This window comes from Rubrobacter calidifluminis, assembly GCF_028617075.1.
GTDB classification, from domain to species: domain Bacteria; phylum Actinomycetota; class Rubrobacteria; order Rubrobacterales; family Rubrobacteraceae; genus Rubrobacter_E; species Rubrobacter_E calidifluminis.
Genome location: NZ_JAQKGV010000003.1, coordinates 1 through 19,366 on the forward strand (window position 1 = coordinate 1; position 19,366 = coordinate 19,366).

13 protein-coding genes are annotated in these 19,366 nt (G+C 66.8%); 4 read left to right on the forward strand and 9 right to left on the reverse strand.

Annotation, left to right across the window (positions count from 1 at the left end; all coding sequences use genetic code 11):
* Positions 1–106: 106 nt before the first annotated feature.
* A complete protein-coding gene (locus PJB24_RS03045) occupies positions 107–1,501 on the reverse strand; it encodes a metallophosphoesterase (protein WP_273842571.1) in 1,395 nt (464 codons plus the stop codon).
* A 113-nt stretch (positions 1,502–1,614) separates the two neighbouring features.
* Between PJB24_RS03045 and PJB24_RS03050 the strand changes: the two genes are divergently transcribed.
* On the forward strand, positions 1,615–1,953 hold the full coding sequence (locus PJB24_RS03050) for a 4a-hydroxytetrahydrobiopterin dehydratase (protein WP_273842573.1): 339 nt from the start codon (positions 1,615–1,617) through the stop codon (positions 1,951–1,953).
* A gap of 58 nt (positions 1,954–2,011) precedes the next feature.
* On the opposite strand, the gene PJB24_RS03055 is transcribed toward PJB24_RS03050, so the two are convergent.
* The 7 genes from PJB24_RS03055 to PJB24_RS03085 form a co-directional block, all read right to left on the reverse strand.
* On the reverse strand, positions 2,012–2,587 hold the full coding sequence (locus tag PJB24_RS03055; RefSeq protein WP_273842574.1) for a type 1 glutamine amidotransferase domain-containing protein: 576 nt from the start codon (positions 2,585–2,587) through the stop codon (positions 2,012–2,014).
* Between the two features lie 84 nt (positions 2,588–2,671).
* Entirely contained in the window at positions 2,672–3,655 is a 984-nt protein-coding gene (locus PJB24_RS03060; protein WP_420541881.1) for an aldo/keto reductase, read from the reverse strand.
* Between the two features lie 74 nt (positions 3,656–3,729).
* Complete coding sequence (locus tag PJB24_RS03065) at positions 3,730–7,035, reverse strand: beta-galactosidase (protein ID WP_273842577.1); 3,306 nt, start codon at positions 7,033–7,035, stop codon at positions 3,730–3,732.
* A 106-nt stretch (positions 7,036–7,141) separates the two neighbouring features.
* Positions 7,142–8,074, reverse strand: coding sequence for an aldo/keto reductase (locus tag PJB24_RS03070; RefSeq protein WP_273842580.1), 933 nt, complete (start codon positions 8,072–8,074; stop codon positions 7,142–7,144).
* Positions 8,071–9,036: an aldo/keto reductase gene (locus tag PJB24_RS03075; protein ID WP_273842582.1), complete on the reverse strand. Its 966-nt coding sequence runs from the start codon at positions 9,034–9,036 to the stop codon at positions 8,071–8,073. Before PJB24_RS03075 ends, PJB24_RS03070 begins: the two co-directional genes overlap by 4 nt.
* A gap of 17 nt (positions 9,037–9,053) precedes the next feature.
* Positions 9,054–9,929 (reverse strand): aldo/keto reductase, encoded by an 876-nt coding sequence (locus PJB24_RS03080; RefSeq protein WP_273842583.1) that lies wholly within the window; start codon positions 9,927–9,929, stop codon positions 9,054–9,056.
* A 38-nt stretch (positions 9,930–9,967) separates the two neighbouring features.
* Positions 9,968–13,102, reverse strand: a complete 3,135-nt coding sequence (locus PJB24_RS03085; RefSeq protein WP_273842586.1) for an alpha-mannosidase — start codon at positions 13,100–13,102, stop codon at positions 9,968–9,970.
* Between the two features lie 129 nt (positions 13,103–13,231).
* On the opposite strand from PJB24_RS03085, the gene PJB24_RS03090 reads away from it, so the two are divergent.
* The 3 genes from PJB24_RS03090 to PJB24_RS03100 all read left to right on the forward strand — a co-directional run bounded on the left by PJB24_RS03090 (position 13,232) and on the right by PJB24_RS03100 (position 16,024).
* A complete protein-coding gene (locus PJB24_RS03090) occupies positions 13,232–14,806 on the forward strand; it encodes an acyl--CoA ligase family protein (RefSeq protein ID WP_273842588.1) in 1,575 nt (524 codons plus the stop codon).
* 13 nt (positions 14,807–14,819) lie between these two features.
* The gene (locus tag PJB24_RS03095; RefSeq protein ID WP_273842590.1) at positions 14,820–15,608 is read left to right on the forward strand and encodes an enoyl-CoA hydratase; all 789 of its coding nucleotides are present in this window, start codon (positions 14,820–14,822) and stop codon (positions 15,606–15,608) included.
* Between the two features lie 92 nt (positions 15,609–15,700).
* Positions 15,701–16,024, forward strand: coding sequence for an ATP-dependent Clp protease adaptor ClpS (locus tag PJB24_RS03100; RefSeq protein WP_273842592.1), 324 nt, complete (start codon positions 15,701–15,703; stop codon positions 16,022–16,024).
* A gap of 4 nt (positions 16,025–16,028) precedes the next feature.
* Here the strand turns inward: PJB24_RS03100 and PJB24_RS03105 are convergent, their stop codons facing one another.
* Complete coding sequence (locus tag PJB24_RS03105; protein WP_273842594.1) at positions 16,029–19,235, reverse strand: PAS domain S-box protein; 3,207 nt, start codon at positions 19,233–19,235, stop codon at positions 16,029–16,031.
* Positions 19,236–19,366 lie beyond the last annotated feature (131 nt).

A 19,366-nucleotide genomic window follows, 5' to 3' on the forward strand; every position in this document is an offset into this window, starting at 1 on the left:
CCCGAGCTCCTCCCCGAGCGCCTCCCCGGCCACAACGTGCCCGCTCCCCACGGCGGCCGTGAGGATGAGGACGCGCCCGGCGGGAGAGCCGCCCGGCCCGGTCTCTCTACCCTTCGCCAAACCCCCTCCCCACCGCTCCGACGTCGGCGAAAGTCTCGGCGGCCCCGAGCAGACGCGGTTTCGCCCCCGGAGCGGGCTGGCGGGGCCTCTTGCCGAAGGTGGCCAGCCGCTCCAGCCGGGTGAGCTGCAGGGCGGTGGGCTTGGGATGCTGCCAGAGCTCCACCCTGAGCCTGGTCCCCCGCACGAAGACCCTCACGTGGGTGAGCATGAAGGTGGGAACGAAGACCGGCGGCCCCTTCAGCCAGGCCCGAATCGGGGTGAGCCAGCGCAGCCAGCAGCCGCTGTTCGCGACGATCGTCCGTCGTCCATCGTGCCGGTCGAGCACCCTCAGATCGGGCGTGTGGGTATGACCGGAGACGAAAGCATCGATGTGCGGGACGTCGCGGTCGAGCATCGGAGGGCGTCGGCCCTGGACGACGAGCTCGTCTATCCGCTGCTCCTGGGACGGCCCGACGCCCGAGTCCGTATTCACCTCGTGCATCGCCGAGACGAACCGGCGCAGCGTGCGCCCGAGCAACAGCACCAGCGCGGCGAACAGGAGAAGCGTTATGCTGACGAAGAAGACGACATCCTTTATGGCCGCATCCACCCTGGGAACCAGCAGGTAGGCTTTGTAGAAGATCCGGGGCGCATCGTCCGAGACCGTGGAGAAGAACGCTGCGGCCCGGTAGAAGAGGTAGAGGAGCATGAAGGGAAGCATGAGCTTCCCGGTTATGCTCCCCAGCACGTTGTAGAAGTACTTGCTCGACATCCACTGCGGGATCGCCGAGAGCGGACGGACGTCCCGCATCTCCGAGAGGTCGAGGTTGCGTGAGATCCTGCCGAGGGGCACGATCCGGCGCTCGAAATCCCGTACGATGTGGAAGCCGAGCGGGGTGCTCAACGGTGAAGAGTAGTCGTCCACGCGGTTCGGGGGGTCGAACTGATCCCCGTGCTCGCAGTAGACCGTATACCGCTCCCCGTCCCTCCCCCGCAGCCCCACTAGGTAGGAGAGCGCGAACTCGTCCACCCCGATCCCCTCTTCGAGGCTGCCGCGGGCCTTCTCGTTCCACCACACCTCGGCGTCGTGGTTGCCAGGCAGGTAGACGAGGTGCCGGGCCCTGGACCGGGAGAAACGGCGCAGCGCCTCAAAGAGACGCTCGTACTCGGGACGCCCGAGCACAAACCCGGCGCGATCTCCGCCTCCGACTGGTTCTCCGACCAGCAGCAGATCAAGGAAATCCCCCGCGAGGACCAGCTCGACCGGCCCCTCGTGGGTGGAGATGTCCTCGACGAGCTGGGTGAGTTCCTCCGCGGCCTCGAACCCGTCGCACCCGGGGTCCCCGCCTATGTGACAGTCCGAGACGAATACGACGAGCGCGTCTTCTCCGAGGACTCTCAACGGCCCTCCGACAGCCTCTCACATTCGGAATCCATCGCCGCCATTCTAGTTTCCCTTTTGAAGAATTCGGTAAGAATCAGATCGAGAACACAGGCAGAAGAGGAGGTGTTGAGATGTCCGACCTGGCGAGCAGGACGTGCGTGCCCTGCAAGGGCGGGACCCCACCGCTCAAAGGCAGGGAGCTCGAGGAGCTGGCCCGGCAGGTCCCGGAATGGGAGGTGGTAGATGAGCACCACCTGCGCCGGGAGTTCCGCTTCGAGGATTTCCGGCAGGCGCTCGAGTTCGTCAACCGTGTCGGAGAGCTGGCCGAGGAGCAGGGGCATCACCCGGACATAAACTTCGGCTGGGGCCGGGTGGAGCTCACCGTCTTCACGCACAAGATCGACGGGCTGACCGAGAGCGACTTCATCTTCGCCGCCAAGGTGGACCGGCTCCCCGGAGCTTCTTCGTAGCAGAGCTGGAGGGGCTCCCGGATGGAAGCCCCTCCAGCTCTCACCGGCTTTTCGGCCCTCAAACGCTCCGCGTCTGAGCCTCGTGCCGTCCCTCGGCGAACTCCTCGATGACCTTGGAGCAGAAGGCCTCGAGATCACCCGGATGGCGGCTGGTCACGAGCCCGCCGTCGGTGACGACCTCCTCGTCGACCCACTCGCCCCCGGCGTTGCGGATGTCCGTCTTGATACTCCAGTAGGAGGTCAGCCTCCTGCCACGCACCACGTCGGCCTCGACCAGGGTCCAGGGACCGTGGCAGATCACACCGACCGGCTTGCCCTGCTCGAAGAACGACCGCACGAAGCCGACCGCCTCCTCGTTTGCGCGCAGCTGGTCGGCGCCGACGCAGCCGCCGGGGACGACGAGACCGTCGTAGTCCTCGGCGGAGACCTCGGAGAACGCCTTCTCGACCGTGAAGGTATCTCCGGGCTCGGTGTCGTGGTTCATCGTCTGAACGTCTCCGGTCTCGACCCCGACGACGTCGACGGAAGCCCCGGCCTCCTCTAGTGCCCTCTTGGGCTCGGTGAACTCGACCTGCTCGGTACCCTTGGGCGCGAGCAGTATCGCGACCTTTTTGCCCCGAAGCTCTCCTGCCACCCTTATCAGCTCTCCTTCCGGGTTCGCCCGATCTACCAGAGAGAGCGTTACCCGCAGGGTGCGGCGGCTAAACAGAGACGCAGACTACCAGAGGTGGTGTACCTGCGGCCGGATGCTGCGGTCGTAGACCTCGCGGATGCGGTCCATCTCCTCGATGGAGAGCGGCGGCATCTCCGAAGCGGCGAGGTTCTCCTCGAGCTGGTCCGGGCGTTTGGCACCCGGGATGGCGCAGGAGACCTCGGGGTGCATCAGGATCCAGCGCAGCGCGAGCTGGGCCAGGGTGTATCCCTCGGGCACGAGCCCTTTGAGCTCCTCGGCGGCGGCGAGCCCGGTCTGGAAGTCCACCCCGGAGAAGGTCTCTCCGCGGTCGAAGGCCTGCCCCTCGCGGTTGAAGTTGCGGTGGTCGTCCGGGGAGAACTCCCTGTCCGGGCGCATCTTGCCGGAGAGGAGCCCGCTCGCGAGCGGCACGCGCACGATCACACCGACGTTCCGTCCGGAAGCGAGCGGGAAGAACTCCCCGGCCGGCTTCTGGCGGAAGATGTTGAAGATGATCTGGACGGTCTTCACGCCAGGGTAGTCGAGGGCGAGCCTGGCTTCCTCGACCTTCTCGACGCTCACCCCATAGTTCTTCACCATTCCCTGCTCCACCAGGCGATCGAGCGCCTCGAAGGTCTCGTCCTGGGTGTATACGGCGGTCGGCGGGCAGTGCAGCTGCAGCAGATCGAGGGCCTCGACCCCCAGGTTCTTCAGGCTGCGCTCGGCGAAGCGGGCGAGGTTGTCGTAGGTGTAGCCTCCGGCGGTGTGTGGGTCGAGGCGCCGCCCGGCCTTGGTGGCGACGAAGATCTCCTCCTCGCGCTCCGCGAGGAGCCTGCCCAGAAGCCGCTCACTCCTGCCGTCGCCGTAGACGTCGGCGGTGTCGAAGAAGTTCACCCCGAGGTCCACCGCGCGGTTGAGGGTGGCGTAGGACTCCTCGTCGTCCACCTCCCCCCAGTCTCCCCCGAAGGCCCAGGTCCCGAGGCTCACCTCCGAGACCCGCATTCCGGTCTTTCCAAGCTCTCTGTAGCGCAAGCGCATCCTTTCCGATCTCATCCTGCTCTGCCGGTCGTCATGAGGTTAGCAGGTCGGTGGCAGGTCATGCTCCGCTACCCGTAACGCGGGCTTTGCACCGGCCGCACCGGCACGCCACCCCGGTAGGAACCGTAGGGCTCGAGGCGCACTTCTCCGAGCCCCCCGCCGGAAGCATCCGGGTTCCAGACCGCCAGCGCGAGCGTGTTGTACCCGCGCGGGTCGAGCAGTCCCTCCGGCAGGTAGAAGAGTCGCTGGGGCCCGAGATCGTTCACGTAGCGCCCGACGAGCCATCCGTTGAGGAACACCAGCACCCGGTAAGGTATTGAGGGGTCGTCTTCGAAGCGCAGGCCGACCGGCACGTCCTCTCCCTCCGGGAGGTCGAGCCGGAAGACCGTCCTGTACCACGCGACGCCGGGCTCCCCGAAGCGGTGCGGCAGGGAAACCTCCCTCCAGCTCCCGTCCGGATAGCCGGGAAGATGCCAGCCATTTCTCTCACCGTACAGGCCGCCGTTGTTGAACGGCCCGCGCACCCCATCTCTGATGTCCTCCCCGCCGCGGTTTCCCTGTATACGCCAGGTGAGGCTGGCACCGGAGCCCTCGAGGCGAGCTTCACGCAGACCTCGGGGTGCCTTGTACTCGTCGCGGGCGGAATAGTCTTCATCGTGGCCCATGTTCTCGAGCAGCACGGCGAGCACGTTCTCCCGACCCGGCCGCAGGACGCCGTCGGGGAACCGGAAGGTGTTCGTACCGCTCCCGTGGCTCCCGAGGAAGGTCCCGTTGAGCCAGACGGCGTAGAGACCGTGGTCACCCCCCTCCCCATCCAGGGTGATGCCGGTCTCGCTCCCGGTCGCGGTGAAGCGACCCCTGAACCACACGTCGCCGTGGTGGAAGCCATAGTCGTCCTCGTAGAGTACCGGCAGGGTGGCGGGTTTGTTGGGGTTGTTGGTCGTGGTGTGGTCCGCCTTGCCCCACCCCGAATCGTCGAAGTCCGGGGATTTCTCGAAAGTCTCGTATCTGAAGCGCCAGCGCGAGAGGCCGGGCAGGTCGGTCCGCGATGGCCCCTGCACCCATGCCGTGAGGGTACCAGAGGGGCTGCGGTGGACCGGAATGATCTCCCCGTTCCAGCTCAGCCGGCGTATACCCGGAGTGCAGAAGACCTCGATCTTGCTCCTTCGGTCCGTATCACCACGCAACTTTAGGATGCCGCCCGAGACCTCCGCGGAGCGCACCAGGTAGGGTCCGCGCACCAGTACGGTCCCGCGCCGGGTCTCCTGACACCAGAAGCGGCCGGCTTCCTCGTCGGTGGCGATGAGCAGGAAGAGCGGCCGTCCTCTACCTTCCAGCAGCACCCTGATGAGCCCCTCGTGGGTGTAGTCGAGGCGGAGGTCGCCGCTCGCGGGATCATGGCGCGTGCGCACCGAGCCCGAGATGACCCGCACGCGCTGGCGTCCTCCGGGGTGACGCAGCACGGTCTCCCCGTCCTCGCCCCTGCGCCCGTAGAGGAGAAGAACGTCCCGCGGACCGATGCTGGCGTGGGTCATCAACTCAGAGGTGGAGTAGACGAGGTGGTGCGTCCCGAAGCGGTAGTTTATGACGAAGAGCTTGGAATCCCGCCCGTTCACCGTTATCGTGGTCCCCGGCTCCTGCGGAACCTTCGGGTAGTAACGGGCACCGGAGGTCGCCGGGGGAATGTCTATCGCGTCGATTACCACGTAGGAGCCGTTCGAGGCAGGGTTCTTCCTGCCGGTCACCTCGATCCTCAGGGTGTGCTCCCCGGAAGGGAGCCCGCTCTTCTCGAAGAGCACCTCCTGGTAGAGCTTGGAGGTGGCGTAGGTGTCTACCGTGGCGGCGAGCTCACCGTCGAGGTAGACGTTCGCGATACCGTGGTTCTGATCCTTCGAGGAGATCCAACGCACCCCCGTGCCGCTGAACGAGACCTCTGCATAATCCCCCGTGGTGTCGCTGTAGGTCTCGGTGTCCTGGTAGTCACCGGATGTCCAGCTCTGGTTCGAGGCGTGGGTCCAGCTGCCATGGTAATCAATGGCGGAATCCATGTCGTCGTAGGTGTAGCCAGCGTGGGCCGCGAGGTTTATGGAGATGTGTGTGGTATCCCGGGCGGTGGAGGTTCCGTCGGCGTGACGCAGAACGTAGAACTGGGTCTTGCTCGCGGGATCGATCCTCCCGTCGAGCCTGAGCGAGGGGTTCTCCGGCGCCGGTGGTTTGAAGTACTCCGTCCGCCGCAACGGCTCCACCGACTGCACCATGTAACCGAGCCTCTTCTGCTCTTCGTACTTGCCGGTGAGCCGACGGGCTTCGTCGATCGCGGCTCCGTAGTCGTAGGAGGAGTAGACGCCGGGGAACGGCAGCCAGCCCCAGCTCGTCCCGCCGTAGGTCATGTAGAAACTCTGCAGCGTCGCCCCGGAGGCTATGTTGGCCTTGTAGAAGACCTTCTCGAAGCTGGCGTTGGTGAGCTCGCGGCACTTATCATATCCGGCGCCTCCCCAGGGATCGAACGAGCCTCCCTGAAACTCGGCGAAGTAGAGCGGCGTCCCCGGAAGCGTCGCCCGCACCCCACTGTAGTCCGGGACCTGGTTCCAGTGCTCGGGGTTGGAGGCGTCGAACCCCTGCGGGTAGGAGTCGTACCCGGGGATGTCCACGGCCCCTTTCCCGGAGGAGAAAGTGGCGTTGTGGTTGCCGCTCAGCGGGACCTCGATGCCGTCGGCGCGGACCTTGTCCTCGATCTGCTGCATGTAGCTGCGGCCCTCGTCCGAACCGTCGTAGAACTCGTTCTCTATCTGGTAGAGGATGATGCTCCCGCCACGGGTGATCTGATGCCGCGCAAGAATCGGGTCTATGTGCCCGAGCCACTCCTTATACGCCGCGGTGTAATCGGGAGCGGTGCTCCTGGCGCGCCCCGCTATGGTCGTGAGCCAACCAGGGAAACCCCCGGAGTCCGTCTCGGCGTTTATGTAAGGCCCCGGACGGGCTATTACCCAGATCCCGACCTCCTCGGTGATCCTCAGAAGCTTCTCAACGTCCCTCACGCCGCTGAAGTCGTAGACACCTCGCTTCGGCGAGTGGTAGCCCCAGTGGAAGTAGATCGAGGCAGCGTTGAACCCGGCAGCCTTCATCTTCTCGAGCACGTCCCGCCAGAGATCAGGGCTCGGAAGCCGCCAGTAGTGAAATTCCCCGGACCATATATACACCCGCCTGCCGCCTATCCGGAGCGAGTAGCGGTCCCAGGTGACCTTCGCACCGGCAGCAGGTTTCGCCCTCGCAACCGGCCCGATCGTCCCGGTCAGGGCCACCCCCGCAAGCCCGGCCCCGGAGAGCCCGAGAAAGTCCCTGCGCGTCATGCGCCGTCTCGTAATCTCCACCATCATCCCCCTTCTCTCCCCACAGATGATGCTACCGCTTCAATATACGCCTCACCCTGCCGCATATCAACATCATTTGAGTTGTTTTTTGTGTGAACAGGTGTGAGACTCAGACGTCCAGAGCGACATCGATCTCGGACCAGAGGGCATCGGGGATGGGGGTGGAGACGAGCTCAAGGGTGGCCCTGACGTGTTCGGGGCTGCTCACGCCGACGATGGTCGAGGCGATGCGGCTCTCGCGCAGGGAGAACTGGAGGGCTGCCGCGGCGAGCGGCACGCCAGCCTCGCGGCACACTTCGGCGATGCGCCGGGCGCGCTCGAGCAGCTGTGGCGGGGCTTCGGAGTAGGCGTAGCGGGGGTATTCCTCCGGGCCGCGGGCGAGGATACCCCCGCCGTAGGGCGCCGCGTTGAGGACGGCCACCCCATGCGAGGCCGCCACGTCCAGCAGAGGAGCCGCGCTCTGGTCGAGGAGCGTGTAGCGGTTGTGGGTTATGGCCAGCTCGAAGCAACCGGTCTCCACGTAGCGGATCATCATATCCACCGGCCCTCCGGCGACGCCGAGGTGCTCTATTACGCCTTCGTCCTTGAGTTTCATGAGGGTCTCGACCGGCCCTCCTTTCGCCATCGCCTCCTCGAAGGTGGTGTGCTCGGGGTCGTGGAGGTGGACGATCTGCAGCCTGTTCAGGCCGAGGAGGCTGAGGCTGCGCTCGACGGAACGTCGCATCTGCTCGCCCGAGAACTCCCCCGTGGAGAGGTCGCGGTCGGCCTTGGTCGAGAGGACGAAGCCCTCCGGGAGACCACCGAGCTCCTTCAGGGCGAGCCCGATGCGCCGCTCGCTCTCCCCGTCGCCGTAGGAGGCCGCGGTGTCGATGAAGTTGACGGGGCCGCGGAAGATCTCGCGCAGCGTGGCGAGCGCCTGCTCTTCGGGTACACCGTATCCGAAGGTCTCGGGCATGCTCCCTAAAGGAGCGCAGCCGTAACAGAGAGGGGTGACGCGCAGGCCCGTCCGACCCAGCTCGCGCGGCCGCAGGGCGCCGCTCAAGGGTTCTCCTCCAGGAAAGACTCTATGCGGGAGAGGTCCCCGTCCGTCAGCGTGAGGTCCGCCGCGCCGACCACGCCGTCGACCTGCTCCGGGCGGCGTCCGCCGACGATGGCCGCCGTGACCGCCGGGTGGCGCAGCGTCCAGGCGATGGCGACCTCGGCCGGAGAGTACCCCCCATGGTCTGCGCCGATCTCGCGCAGCAGTTCCACCAGCGCCAGGTTGCGCGAGAGGCGCGGTTCGTTGAAATCGGGGGCGTGCTTGCGCCAGTCGTCGTCGGGCATGTTCTCGACGCGCTCGCGGGTCATTCGGCCCGAGAGGAGACCGCTCGCCATCGGCGAGTAGACGATCACGCCGATGCCGTGATCGCGACAGTACGGCAGGATCTCATCCTCTATCCCGCGGCGGATGATCGAGTAGGGCGGCTGCAACGTCTCGATGGGGGCTATCTTCTGGCAGCGCTCCATCTGGGAGACGTCGAAGTTCGAGACCCCGATGTGGAGGACCTTGCCCTCCTCCTTCAGCCCGGCCATCGCCTCCCAGCCCTCCTCGATGTCCTCTTCGGGCTCGGGCCAGTGGATCTGGTAGAGGTCGATCGCGTCCACCCCGAGACGCCTCAGGCTGTCCTCGCACTCCCGCTTTATGGAGTTCTTCTTCAGGCTGCCGTAGACGTTGCCCCTCTCGTCCCAGCGCCGCTCGCACTTGGTGAAGACATATGGCCTCTCGGACTCGGGGATGTCCTCGAGGGCGCGGGCGACGAGCTCTTCGGAGTGGCCGAGGCCGTAGACGGCGGCGGTGTCGATCCAGTTTATACCCAGCTCGACGGCGCGCCTTATCGCCCCGATAGCCTCCCTGTCATCCTGCTGCCCCCATGCCCCGCGCCAGCCGCTCCCGCCGATGGCCCAGCTCCCGAAGCCTATGGGGGTTATCTGCATACCGGTCCTGCCGAAAGCACGTTTCTCCAAAACCACCTCCAGAACTCCTAGATCGGCATCTCGATGAACGGCGAGGAGTAGTCCGGGGCCCGCAGAAGGACGTCCTCGGCGTCCATCCGACTCATTCGGTTGCGCTCGGCGGCTATCATCTTCGGTACGAGCCGCACGTCCCCGACCATCGCTATACCCGCGATCTCCTCGTGCGAGAGAGACCAGGAGACGGCCGCGTCCACGTGGCACTGCTCGTCGAAGGGTTCGTACCAGGTCGAGTAACGCTGGCCTTCGAGCGGATGGTCGCTCCGCCAGTTGCGGCGGGAGATCGTCTTTATCGTCATCAGGGCGGCGTCCTGCCGCCTCGCCTCGGACACGAGCGCCTCGAAGTCGTGGCGGAAGGATTCGTCGGTGGACAGGATGTAGTTCCAGGGTGTGAGCACCGTCTCGAACGGGAACCGCCTGAGCGCCTCCCGGTGGGTCGCCGGGGCACCGTTGCCGTGACCGGTGATGCCGATCGCACCGACGATCCCCTGCTCGCGTGCCTCCACCGCGGCCTCGAGCGCCCCTCCCGAACCGGTGACCCGGTCGAGATCCTCCGGGTCGCCCACGGCGTGCAGCTGGATCAGGTCTATCCTGTCCGTCCGCAGCCGGTCGAGCGAGGCGTGGATGTCGCGCCAGGCCCCGTCGCGGTCGCGGGCCTCGATCTTGGTGGAGAGGAAGATGCGGTCGCGGATCTCGGGCATCCAGCGTCCGTAGTGGAGCTCCGAGTCGCCGTAGTCGGGGGCGGTGTCGAAGTGGTTCACCCCGGACTCGAGGGCGAGCGCGATCGAACGGTCCGCCTCGTCGGGGTCGACGCGTGAGAGCGCCGCTCCCCCGTAGATGAGGACCGAGTTCATCCTGCCGAGCCTGCCGAGCCTCCGGTACTCCATCCTGAAAACCCCTTCCCTCGCGTGGTCCGCGGGGTATCTTACTCCTTCGACAGCCCGATGCGCAGCGTCACCACCTCGAAAGGCCGGACAGAGAAGCGCACCGCATCCCCTCTCACATCCAGCTCCTCCCCGGGCTCCTCGAGCAGGTTCGCCCGCCGCACCCTCTCGACCGGGACCCCGAAGCGCAGAGCGCACTCCCCCCTCGCCCCGTGCGGCTCGTAGAGCCTCAAGATCAGCCCCTCCCCGTCCCCGGCGAGCTTCAGGCTCCCCAGGGCGAGCTCCACGCCCTCGACGCCGCAAAACGAGAAAGCATCCGGCAACCCCCCACCACCGGAGACGACGAAAGAAGGGCTGTTGAGCCAGAGCGCCTCCCGCACCACCCCGGACTCCGTCCAATCTCCCCGGTGCGGCAGGAGAGAGAAGGTGAAGCGGTGGCGGCCCTCGTCCGCGAGCGGGTCGGGGAACACGGGGCCGCGCAGCAGGCTGATCCCGAGCACGTTACCCTCGGCGCTGTGGCCGTAGCGCCCGTCGTTGAGCAGCGCCACCCCGTAGCCTGGCTCGGAGAGGTCCGCGAAGCGGTGCGCCGGGACCTCGAAGCGCGCCTCGTCCCACGAGGTGTTGCGGTGGGTCGGACGGTGGTGCGCGCCGAACATCGTCTCGAAGGTCGCCTCGTGGCTGCGGACCCTCAACGGGAAGAGCGAGCGCAGCAGCACCCGCCGCTCGTGCCACTCGACCTCCGTCACGACGTCGAGACGCCGCGATCCCGCGAGGAGCCGGTAGGTCTGCGCGACGCGTGAGCTCCGGAAGCGGCGCCGCACCCACACCGAACCCCGCAGGGGCCCCTCCTCGACGACCTCGATCCCCTCGACCCCGCCGACCTCCTCCCCCTCGCGTCCGTAGTCCTCGTCTACGTCCCACGCCTCCCACTCGCGCGGCTCGTCGGTGTAGGCCCAGAGCTGGTTGCCCCGCCCGTCGAGCACCTCCCGCCCTACCTTTCGGTCGAAGACCCGCCAGAGCGTGCCGTCTGTCCCTACCTCGGCCCGGATGATCTCGTTCTCGAGCACGAACCGCCCGTCCTCCTCCGAGGCCCGGACGGTCGTAGAGGGCTTTCGAGAACCCGCCCCGCCGCGGCGCAGCGTGACCCATCCGAGCGGCGGCACGAGCCGCTCCGGGTCGCAGACCAGCACCCCCTCCTCCACCCGCTGGGTGGGCAGGGGCTCCCCTTCCAGCTCGACGCCCTCGTCGAGATCCGGGACCACGACCGAGAGAGGACGGGGCCACACCGAGGCGTTCACGACCCTCGAGGTCCCGTCCCCCGCCGGACCGCCGAGCGCATCGTCGCGTACCTCCTTTGCGGCCGTCACCACCCCCTCGAGCTGCGGCACGGCCTCATCGTAGACCTCGTGGATCGAAGAACCCGGCAGGATGTCGTGGAACTGGTTGAGCAGGAGGGTCTTCCAGGCCCGCTCCAGCTCTCGCGCGGGGTACTTCTCCCGCCCCAGCGCGTGTGCCACGGCGCGCAGAGCCTCGGCCTCCACGAGCCGGTGCTCGGCCTCGCGGTTGAGCTTCTTGATCCGACCCTGCGTGGTGAGCGTCCCCCGGTGCAGCTCCAGGTAGAGCTCCCCGACCCATCTCGGGAGCCCCTCGCGCGGCAGCGAGGCGAAGAAATCCTCCACGCGGGTCATCCTCAGGCGTGGAAGGGCGGGGAATTCCTTCAGGCGGGCGTAGTTCTCGAGCATCTCCTCGCTCGGCCCCCCGCCGCCGTCGCCCCATCCGAACGAGAAGAGGCTCTCCGGATGGTACCGCTTGCCCCGGAAGTTGCGCCAGGTCCCGAGCAGATCGTGCGGGGTGACGTTCCCGTTGTAGTCCTGGCCGGGATTGTCGAAGTGGTGGGCGAGGACCGTCGTTCCGTCGAGCCCTTCCCAGAGGAAGAGGTCGTGCGGGAAGCGATCGGCCTCGTTCCAGTTGAGCTTGTAGGTGAAGAAGCCCTCGATGCCGGCACCTTTAAGGATCTGGGGCAGCGCGGGGGAAAACCCGAAGGCATCGGGGAGCCAGGCCACCTTCGAGCGCACGCCGAACCTCTCCTCGAAGTAGCGCTGCCCGTAGAGGAGCTGGCGCACCATCGACTCGCCGCCCGGTATCTGGCAGTCGTTCTCCACCCACGAGCCGCCGACCGGCTCCCAGCGTCCCTCCGCGACCCGCTCCCTGACCCGCTCGAAGAGCTCGGGGTCGTCCTCCTCTATCCAGGCGTAGAGCTGCGCCGAGGACTGGTTGAAGGTGAACTCCGGGTAGCGATCCATCAGCGAGAGGACGCTCGCGAACGTCCGGCGCCCCTTGCGCCGCGCCTCCGCCACCGGCCAGAGCCAGGCCAGGTCCAGGTGAGCGTGTCCCGTCAGCGCCAGGCGCCCGGCCGGCGGGTACCCGGCCTCGATCTCTTCGATCCTCTTCGCCAGGAGCCTCCGCGCCCGGCGTACGGCCTGCCGCGCCTCCGGCGAGAGCGGGGTGATCCTCCCTGGATCCTCTGGCAGGCTCCACGGGAGCCTCTCCCCGGCAGAGGAGTACCTCCTGAGGTGGCGCGGAAGGAAGACGTCTGTCGCCGTGGGCCAGCTCCCGGCGAGAGAGGCGAACGCCTCCTCCGCCGCGTCCAGAAGCAGCGGCACCGCGTCGTGCTCCCCGAGCTGCCTCGCCGCTTCCAGCAAGACCCAGAGGTCCCGCTCGAGGCCCCGCACCTCCCTCTCGGGCACCACGAGCGCGGCGCGTTCGATCCTGGGCTCCGGGACCATCTCGCCCCAGACACCGTGCGGGACGACCTCGGCCTCGATCTCTATCCTCTCTCCGCCGCGAGCTTCATCGGTCACCCGGAAGCTCGTGTGGTACGGGTTCAGGCCACCGCTCGCGCCGGTCGAGAGCCGCACGAACCCCTCTCCCCCGAGCCACAGCTCGACCTCGACCGGCTCCCCGGCCCACTCCAGCGGCACCTCCACCTCGGCCGAGAGGCTTACCGGAAGCGCGACCTCCGGCCAGAAATCCCCGAGGCTCACCTTCTCGATCCTGCCGTTCCCGGTAGAAAAACGCCAGACCTCGATGTCCCGCTCCCTCGCGTTGTGCCAGCGGCGAAGTTCCCCCGCGCGGCGGTGCAGCCTCCCGAGCTGGCGCTCGTCCTCTTCTCTCAAGACCTCACCCTTTCCTCCGGTAACGCACACCAGGACAAGATAACCCACGAGATAGAGATCCGCGGAGTGCGGATGAATTCGGGCGAGCATATACTGTGAGCCGAGAAGAGTTGGGGAAAGGAAACGTTCATGCCTCAGGAGAAGGTCTACCGCAGCGAGCTCACCCCGGTGAGCTTCCTCAGGAGGAGCGCCGCCCTGTTCCCGGAGAAGACCGCCGTGGTGCACGGAGAGCGCCGGTACACCTACCGCGAGTTCGGGGAGAGGGTAGACAGGCTCGCCTCCCGGCTGCGCCGGGAGCTCTCCAGGGGCGACCGGGTCGCCTTCCTGTGCCCGAACATCCCCGCGCTGCTCGAGGCGCATTTCGCCGTGCCGCTCTCGGGGTGCGTGCTGGTCGCGATAAACACCCGCCTCTCCAAGGGTGAGGTCGGCTACATCCTGGAACACTCGGGAGCGAGGGTCGTCTTCTACGACGCGGAGCTGGAGGGGCTACTGGAAGGAGCGCCGGGGATCGGGAAGGTCCGCATCGAGGACACCGGAGGGCCAGAGGACCCCTACGAGGAGTACCTCTCGGCGGGCTCGCCGGAGCCCCTGCAGCCGGTGCTGGAGGACGAGGAAGAGACGATCTCCATAAACTACACCTCCGGTACCACCGGGAGGCCCAAGGGAGTGATGTACACCCACCGCGGGGCGTACCTGTGTGCTCTGGGGAACGTCATCGAAGCCGGGATGGGCTACGATACCCGCTACCTCTGGACGCTCCCGATGTTCCACTGCAACGGCTGGACCTTTCCCTGGGCCGTCACGGCGGCGGGAGGCATCCACGTGTGCCTGCGGAGGGTCGACCCCGAGAAGATCTGGGACCTCTTCGACGAGGAGGGGATAACCCACTACTGCGGCGCGCCGACCGTCCAGATAGGGATAGCCAACCACGAGAAGGCCCACCGCCTCGATAAGCCGGTCCGGACGGTCGTCGCGGGAGCCCCGCCCTCTCCGACCCTCATAGAGAGCCTGGAGAACATCAACATCCAGCCGCTGCACGTCTACGGCCTCACCGAGACCTACGGTCCGATCACGGCGTGCGTACGGCAGGATGGGTGGGAAGATCTCACCACCGAAGAGCGGGCCCGTCTCGTCGCCCGTCAGGGGCAGGGATACGTGACCTCCGAGGAGGTGCGGGTCGTCGACGAGAAGATGAACGACGTCCCGCGCGACGGGGAGACGATGGGCGAGGTCGTGATGCGCGGCAACATGGTCATGAAAGGCTACTTCAGGGACGCGGCGGCCACCGGAGAAGCCTTCCGGGGCGGGTGGTTCCACTCCGGGGACGTGGCGGTGTGGCACCCGGACGGCTACGTCGAGATAAGGGACAGGAGCAAGGATGTGATCATCTCCGGCGGCGAGAACATCTCGACGATCGAGGTCGAGCAGGCCGTCGTGAGCCACCCGGCCGTGCTCGAGTGCGCGGTCGTCGCGATCCCGGACGAGAAGTGGGGCGAGCGACCGAAGGCGTTCGTGACGCTCAAGAAAGGCAGAGAGGCCACACAAGAGGAGATCATCGAGCACTGCCGGGGGCGTATCGCCCGCTTCAAGGCTCCCGCGAAGGTCGAGTTCGTCGAGGAGCTGCCGAAGACGTCCACCGGCAAGGTGCAGAAGTTCGTCCTGCGCGAGAAGGAGTGGGCCGGCAGGGAGAAGCTCGTCAACTAGAGGAGGCAGAGAGATGCTCGGCGAGAGGACCTACGAGAACATCCTGTACGAGCGCGAGGGAGACATCGCCCTCGTCACGATGAACCGCCCCGAGAAGCGCAACGCCCTCTCCATGGCGCACATGCGCGAGCTCACCGACTGCTTCCGCAGGATAGGCGAGGAGCGCGAGGCGCAGATCGTCATCCTCGCGGCCAACGGCCCGGCGTTCTGCTCCGGTCACGACCTCTCAGAGATGATCGGACGCACCCCGGAAGACTACCGGCGCATCTTCGAAGTCTGCACCGAGCTGATGATGACGATCCGCTCCATCCCCCAGCCGGTCGTGGCCCGGGTACACGCGACCGCGACCGCCGCCGGCTGCCAGCTCGTCGCGACCTGCGACCTGGTCGTCGCCTCCGAGGAGGCCCGCTTCGCCACCCCGGGGGTGAAGATAGGGCTCTTCTGCTCGACCCCGATGGTCGCGCTCTCCCGCTCCGTAGGGCAGAAGAAGGCGATGGAGATGCTGCTCACGGGAGATTTCGTCCCGGCCGAGGAGGCGAGAGAAGCCGGGCTCGTGAGCAGGGTCGTCCCGGCGGAGAGGCTCGAGGAGGAGACCCGCGCGCTGGCGGAGAGGATCATCGAGGCGAGCCCGCTCGTCGTGGGGCTCGGCAAGCAGGCGTTCTACCGGCAGCTCGAGATGCCAACCGGGCAGGCCTACGCCTACACGAAGGAGGTGATGTCCTTCAACGCCACCTTCGAGGACGCCCAGGAGGGTATGTGCGCCTTCCTTCAGAAGCGCCGTCCGGAGTGGAAGGGCCGCTAGAGCCAGCCCTGCACGGACGCCCCTGGCCAGAGCGCCTGAAGGGCATTAAGATACGTCGCTGGAGTCGTAAACCACGCAAAGCATGGTGCGCGATGACGGATGCGACCACGAAACCGGCAGAGAAGGAGCAGAGCAAGACCCGCGGGATGCCCCCGTACAACGTGGTCCTGCTGGATGACGACGAGCACAGCTACGAGTACGTGATCACGATGCTCGGAGCCATCTTCGGCTACCCGCCGCAAAAGGGGTACGAGCTCGCCAGAAAGGTCGATACCGCCGGGCGGGTCGTGGTGGCGACGACGAACCTCGAGCAGGCGGAGCTGAGGCGGGATCAGATCCAGAGTTTCGGCCCCGACCCGCGCATCCCGCGCTGCAAAGGCTCGATGTCCGCGGTGGTGGAGCCCGCCACGCGGTAGTCCCTCACCAGCGGGGATCCGAGCGCAGGAGCTTCTCTGCCTCCCTCTCGGAGAGCAGGCCGGCGAAGTAGTCGCCGCGGGCGAGGTCGCACCCGACCCCGCGCAACAACCCGAAGATCTGCGCGTCGTCCACTCCCTCGGCCAGAACCCGGATGCCGAGCATGTGGGCCACCTCCACGATCGAGGAGAGCATCCTCTCCCTCACGCCGTCACCCTCCCCGAGCAACACCCCGCCCACCTTCAACTGGTCAGGAGAGAGCGAGGAAGGGGCGCAGAAGTCAAAACCATCCGCCGAGAACGTTGCGCCGCCGTCGCGCAGCCGCCCGAGCGCTTCGAGGGTCTCGGGTTCTGAATGGAGCGCCGCTGCACCTCCCACCTCCAGCACGAGCCGGGAGCGCAGGACACGCAGGAGATCCAGGGCCTCCCGGACGAGCCTGCTCTGCCGCAGAAACCGCGCCGGGAAGCTGAGGTGGAAATCCGGTACCCGGTCGCTCCCGCCCCAGCGGCCGGTGAGGCGCCGGATCTCCGCCAGCACCCTGTGCCCCAGCTCTCCGATGATGCCGCTCTCTTCGGCGAGCTGCAGGAAGCCGCGAGGCTCGACAAGCCCCTCGCGCGGGTGTTCCCAGCAGAGCACCATGTACAATCCGCTCGCCCGCCCGTCCTTGAGGTCGACTACCGGCCTGTAACGGAACGTGAACTCTCCCCGCTCGAGCGCCCACCACAACCTGCGCTCCATCTCGATCCGCTTCATACCGTCCTCTTCGAGCCCATCCTCGAAGAGCTCATATCCGCCTTTGCCCCGGGATTTCGCCTGATACATCGCCAGGTCGGCCCGCCGCAGAAGCTCCCGCGGGTCGTCCTTCCCCCCGCCCACCGCTATCCCGATGCTCAGCGTGATCTGCCAGCGGCGGCCGCCGAGCGTTATCGGTTCCGCAAAGCCGCGCTGGACGCGCTGCGCTATGGTGCGGGCCTCCAGCTCACCCGCCCCCTCCAGGAGCACGGCGAACTCGTCGCCGCCGACTCTGGCCACCAGGTCGCGCTCCCTCACCTTCGCCTGCAGCCGCCAGGCTATTATCCTGAGAGCCCGATCCCCCCAGTCGTGGCCCAGAGCGTCGTTTATGAGCTTGAACTCGTCGAAATCCACGAAGAGCACCGCGACGCTTTCTCCCGTGCTCCTGGTCCGCGAGATGGCCTGCGAGAGACGCTCGGTGAACAGCGTCCGGTTGGGCAAACCGGTCAGCGAGTCGTGGAATGCCTGGTACCTCAGGCGCTGTTCGAGCCTCCGGCGGTCGCTGATGTCCTTGACCACTCCGAGCATGCCGACGATCTTACCGGAGGGGTCGCGGTAAGGGCTGGCGCTCACCTCGACCCACACGTAAGAGCCATCCCTGCGCCGCAGCCTCATCTCGTAGCGCTCGGACATCCCCCGCATCCGCTGGCGATTGCGCCGGAGCATGACCTCATCCTGCCCGGGGTCGAACAGGAGTTCGTAGGCTTTGCGGCCGATGATCTCCTCCTGTTCATAGCCGCTCAGCTCGGAGAGGCGCGGGTTGGTGTAGAGGACCACGTCTTCGGTGTCGGTGATGAGGAGGCCCTCCCCCATCCCCTCGACGACGGCCCGGAAGCGCTGCTCGCTCTCCCGGAGAGCCTCCTCGGCCCGCTTGCGATCGGTTATGTCGAGCAGGATGCCCTGCCAGAGACGACCGCCCCTGCCGTCGTCCTCAAGCCGCGCCGCCTTGTCCAGGACCCAGACCACCGACCCGTCCCTTGCGACGAGTCGGTACTCCTCGCTGAATGGCTCACCGGTCCTCTTCGAGTGGTCGTCGGCGGCGAGCACCCGCTCCCGGTCCTCAGGATGCAGGCTCTCCCGCCAGAGGTCCCTGTTCGGGTCGAGCCATTCCTCGAGGGTGTAGCCCGTAAGCTCCTGTATCTGCGGGCTCGTATACTCGGCGATGTTGGCGGAGGAGCGCACCTCCTGGTCGCGGTCTATGTAGGTGACCGCCGGGATCTGCTCCACGAGCGTGCGGTAGCGGTGCTCTGCCTCCCTCAGACGGCGCTCGCTCTCGCGAAGCTCCTCTTCCATCCGCTTCCGGGCGGTCACGTCGTGAAACTGGGTGACGAAGTACATCGGCTCCCCGTCCTCGCCGCGCACGAGCGCGGCGTCCGAGATCGCCCAGACCACCCCACCGTCCTTGCGGACGTAGCGTTTCTCGAGGAGCACCCGCTCCGGCCCGCCTTCCTCCAGCATACTGCGGGCACGCCGCCGGCTCTCCTCCAGGTCGTCTGGGTGGGTGAACTCGAAGGACTTCCTGCCGACGATCTCCTCCTCCTCATACCCGAGCATCTGGCAGAAAGCCCGGTTGACGCTGAGATAGCGGTTGTCCAGCCCGACTATGGCCATCCCGCTGGAGGCGTTCTCGAACGCCCCCCGGAAGCGCGCCTTCCCCTCGTAGATCATGGCCTCGACACGCTTGCGCCCGGTGATGTCCCTCACGATGCCCGTGAAGGTGAGCTCCTCGCCGTCGTCGGCCACCCCGAGGGTGAGGCTCATCGGGAACTCCTCACCGCCCCTGCGCAACCCGGCGAGCTCGAAGGTACCCTTGCCGACCATGCGCGGCTCTCTGGTCTTCAGATAGCGCTCGAAGCCCCTCCTGTGCGCCTCGCGGAAGCGTTCGGGCATGAGTACCTCGAGGGGCCGCCCCACGACCTCCGCGGCCTCGTAACCGAAGATACCCTCCGCAGCCCGGTTGAAACGGCGGATCACGCCGGCTTCATCGGCCACGATCACGGCATTGGGCGTGGTACCGAGCAGGGTGCTGGTGAGCGCCTCGCTCTTCCTGAGAGCACGCTCCAGGCTCCCTGCAGTACAGCGCAGCGCTACGCTCACCTCCCCGGCCTCACCGCGCAGGATGTCCGTCAGAGCCTCGAAATCCCGCCAGGAGCCGTCCGCATGCCGCAGCCGGACCTTCCGGCGGACCCCCTCCCACCTCTCGGGATCTTCGACCACCCGGCGCAGGACCTCCGAATCCCCGGGGGCGAAAAACCCGCTCAGATCCCGTCCTACGACCTCTTCCAGCCTCCAGCCGAGCAGATCCCGGGCCGACCGGCTCAGGGAGATTATCTCCCCTTCAGGGGAGAAGACGATTAAAACATCCGCAGCATCAGGCACGTGCGAACCATGCCCCGCCGCTCCCAGCCCGCTGTGATCCACCAAAACTCCTGATCGTCAAGCTCCATGGTAGGGGCATCCCCCTCCCATGCCTCATCACATGCTTTGCGGCAACAATTCAAGCCGCCTGCAGGCATTTTAGATGACCCCGGCTCCCGTCGCGACTCCGGAGG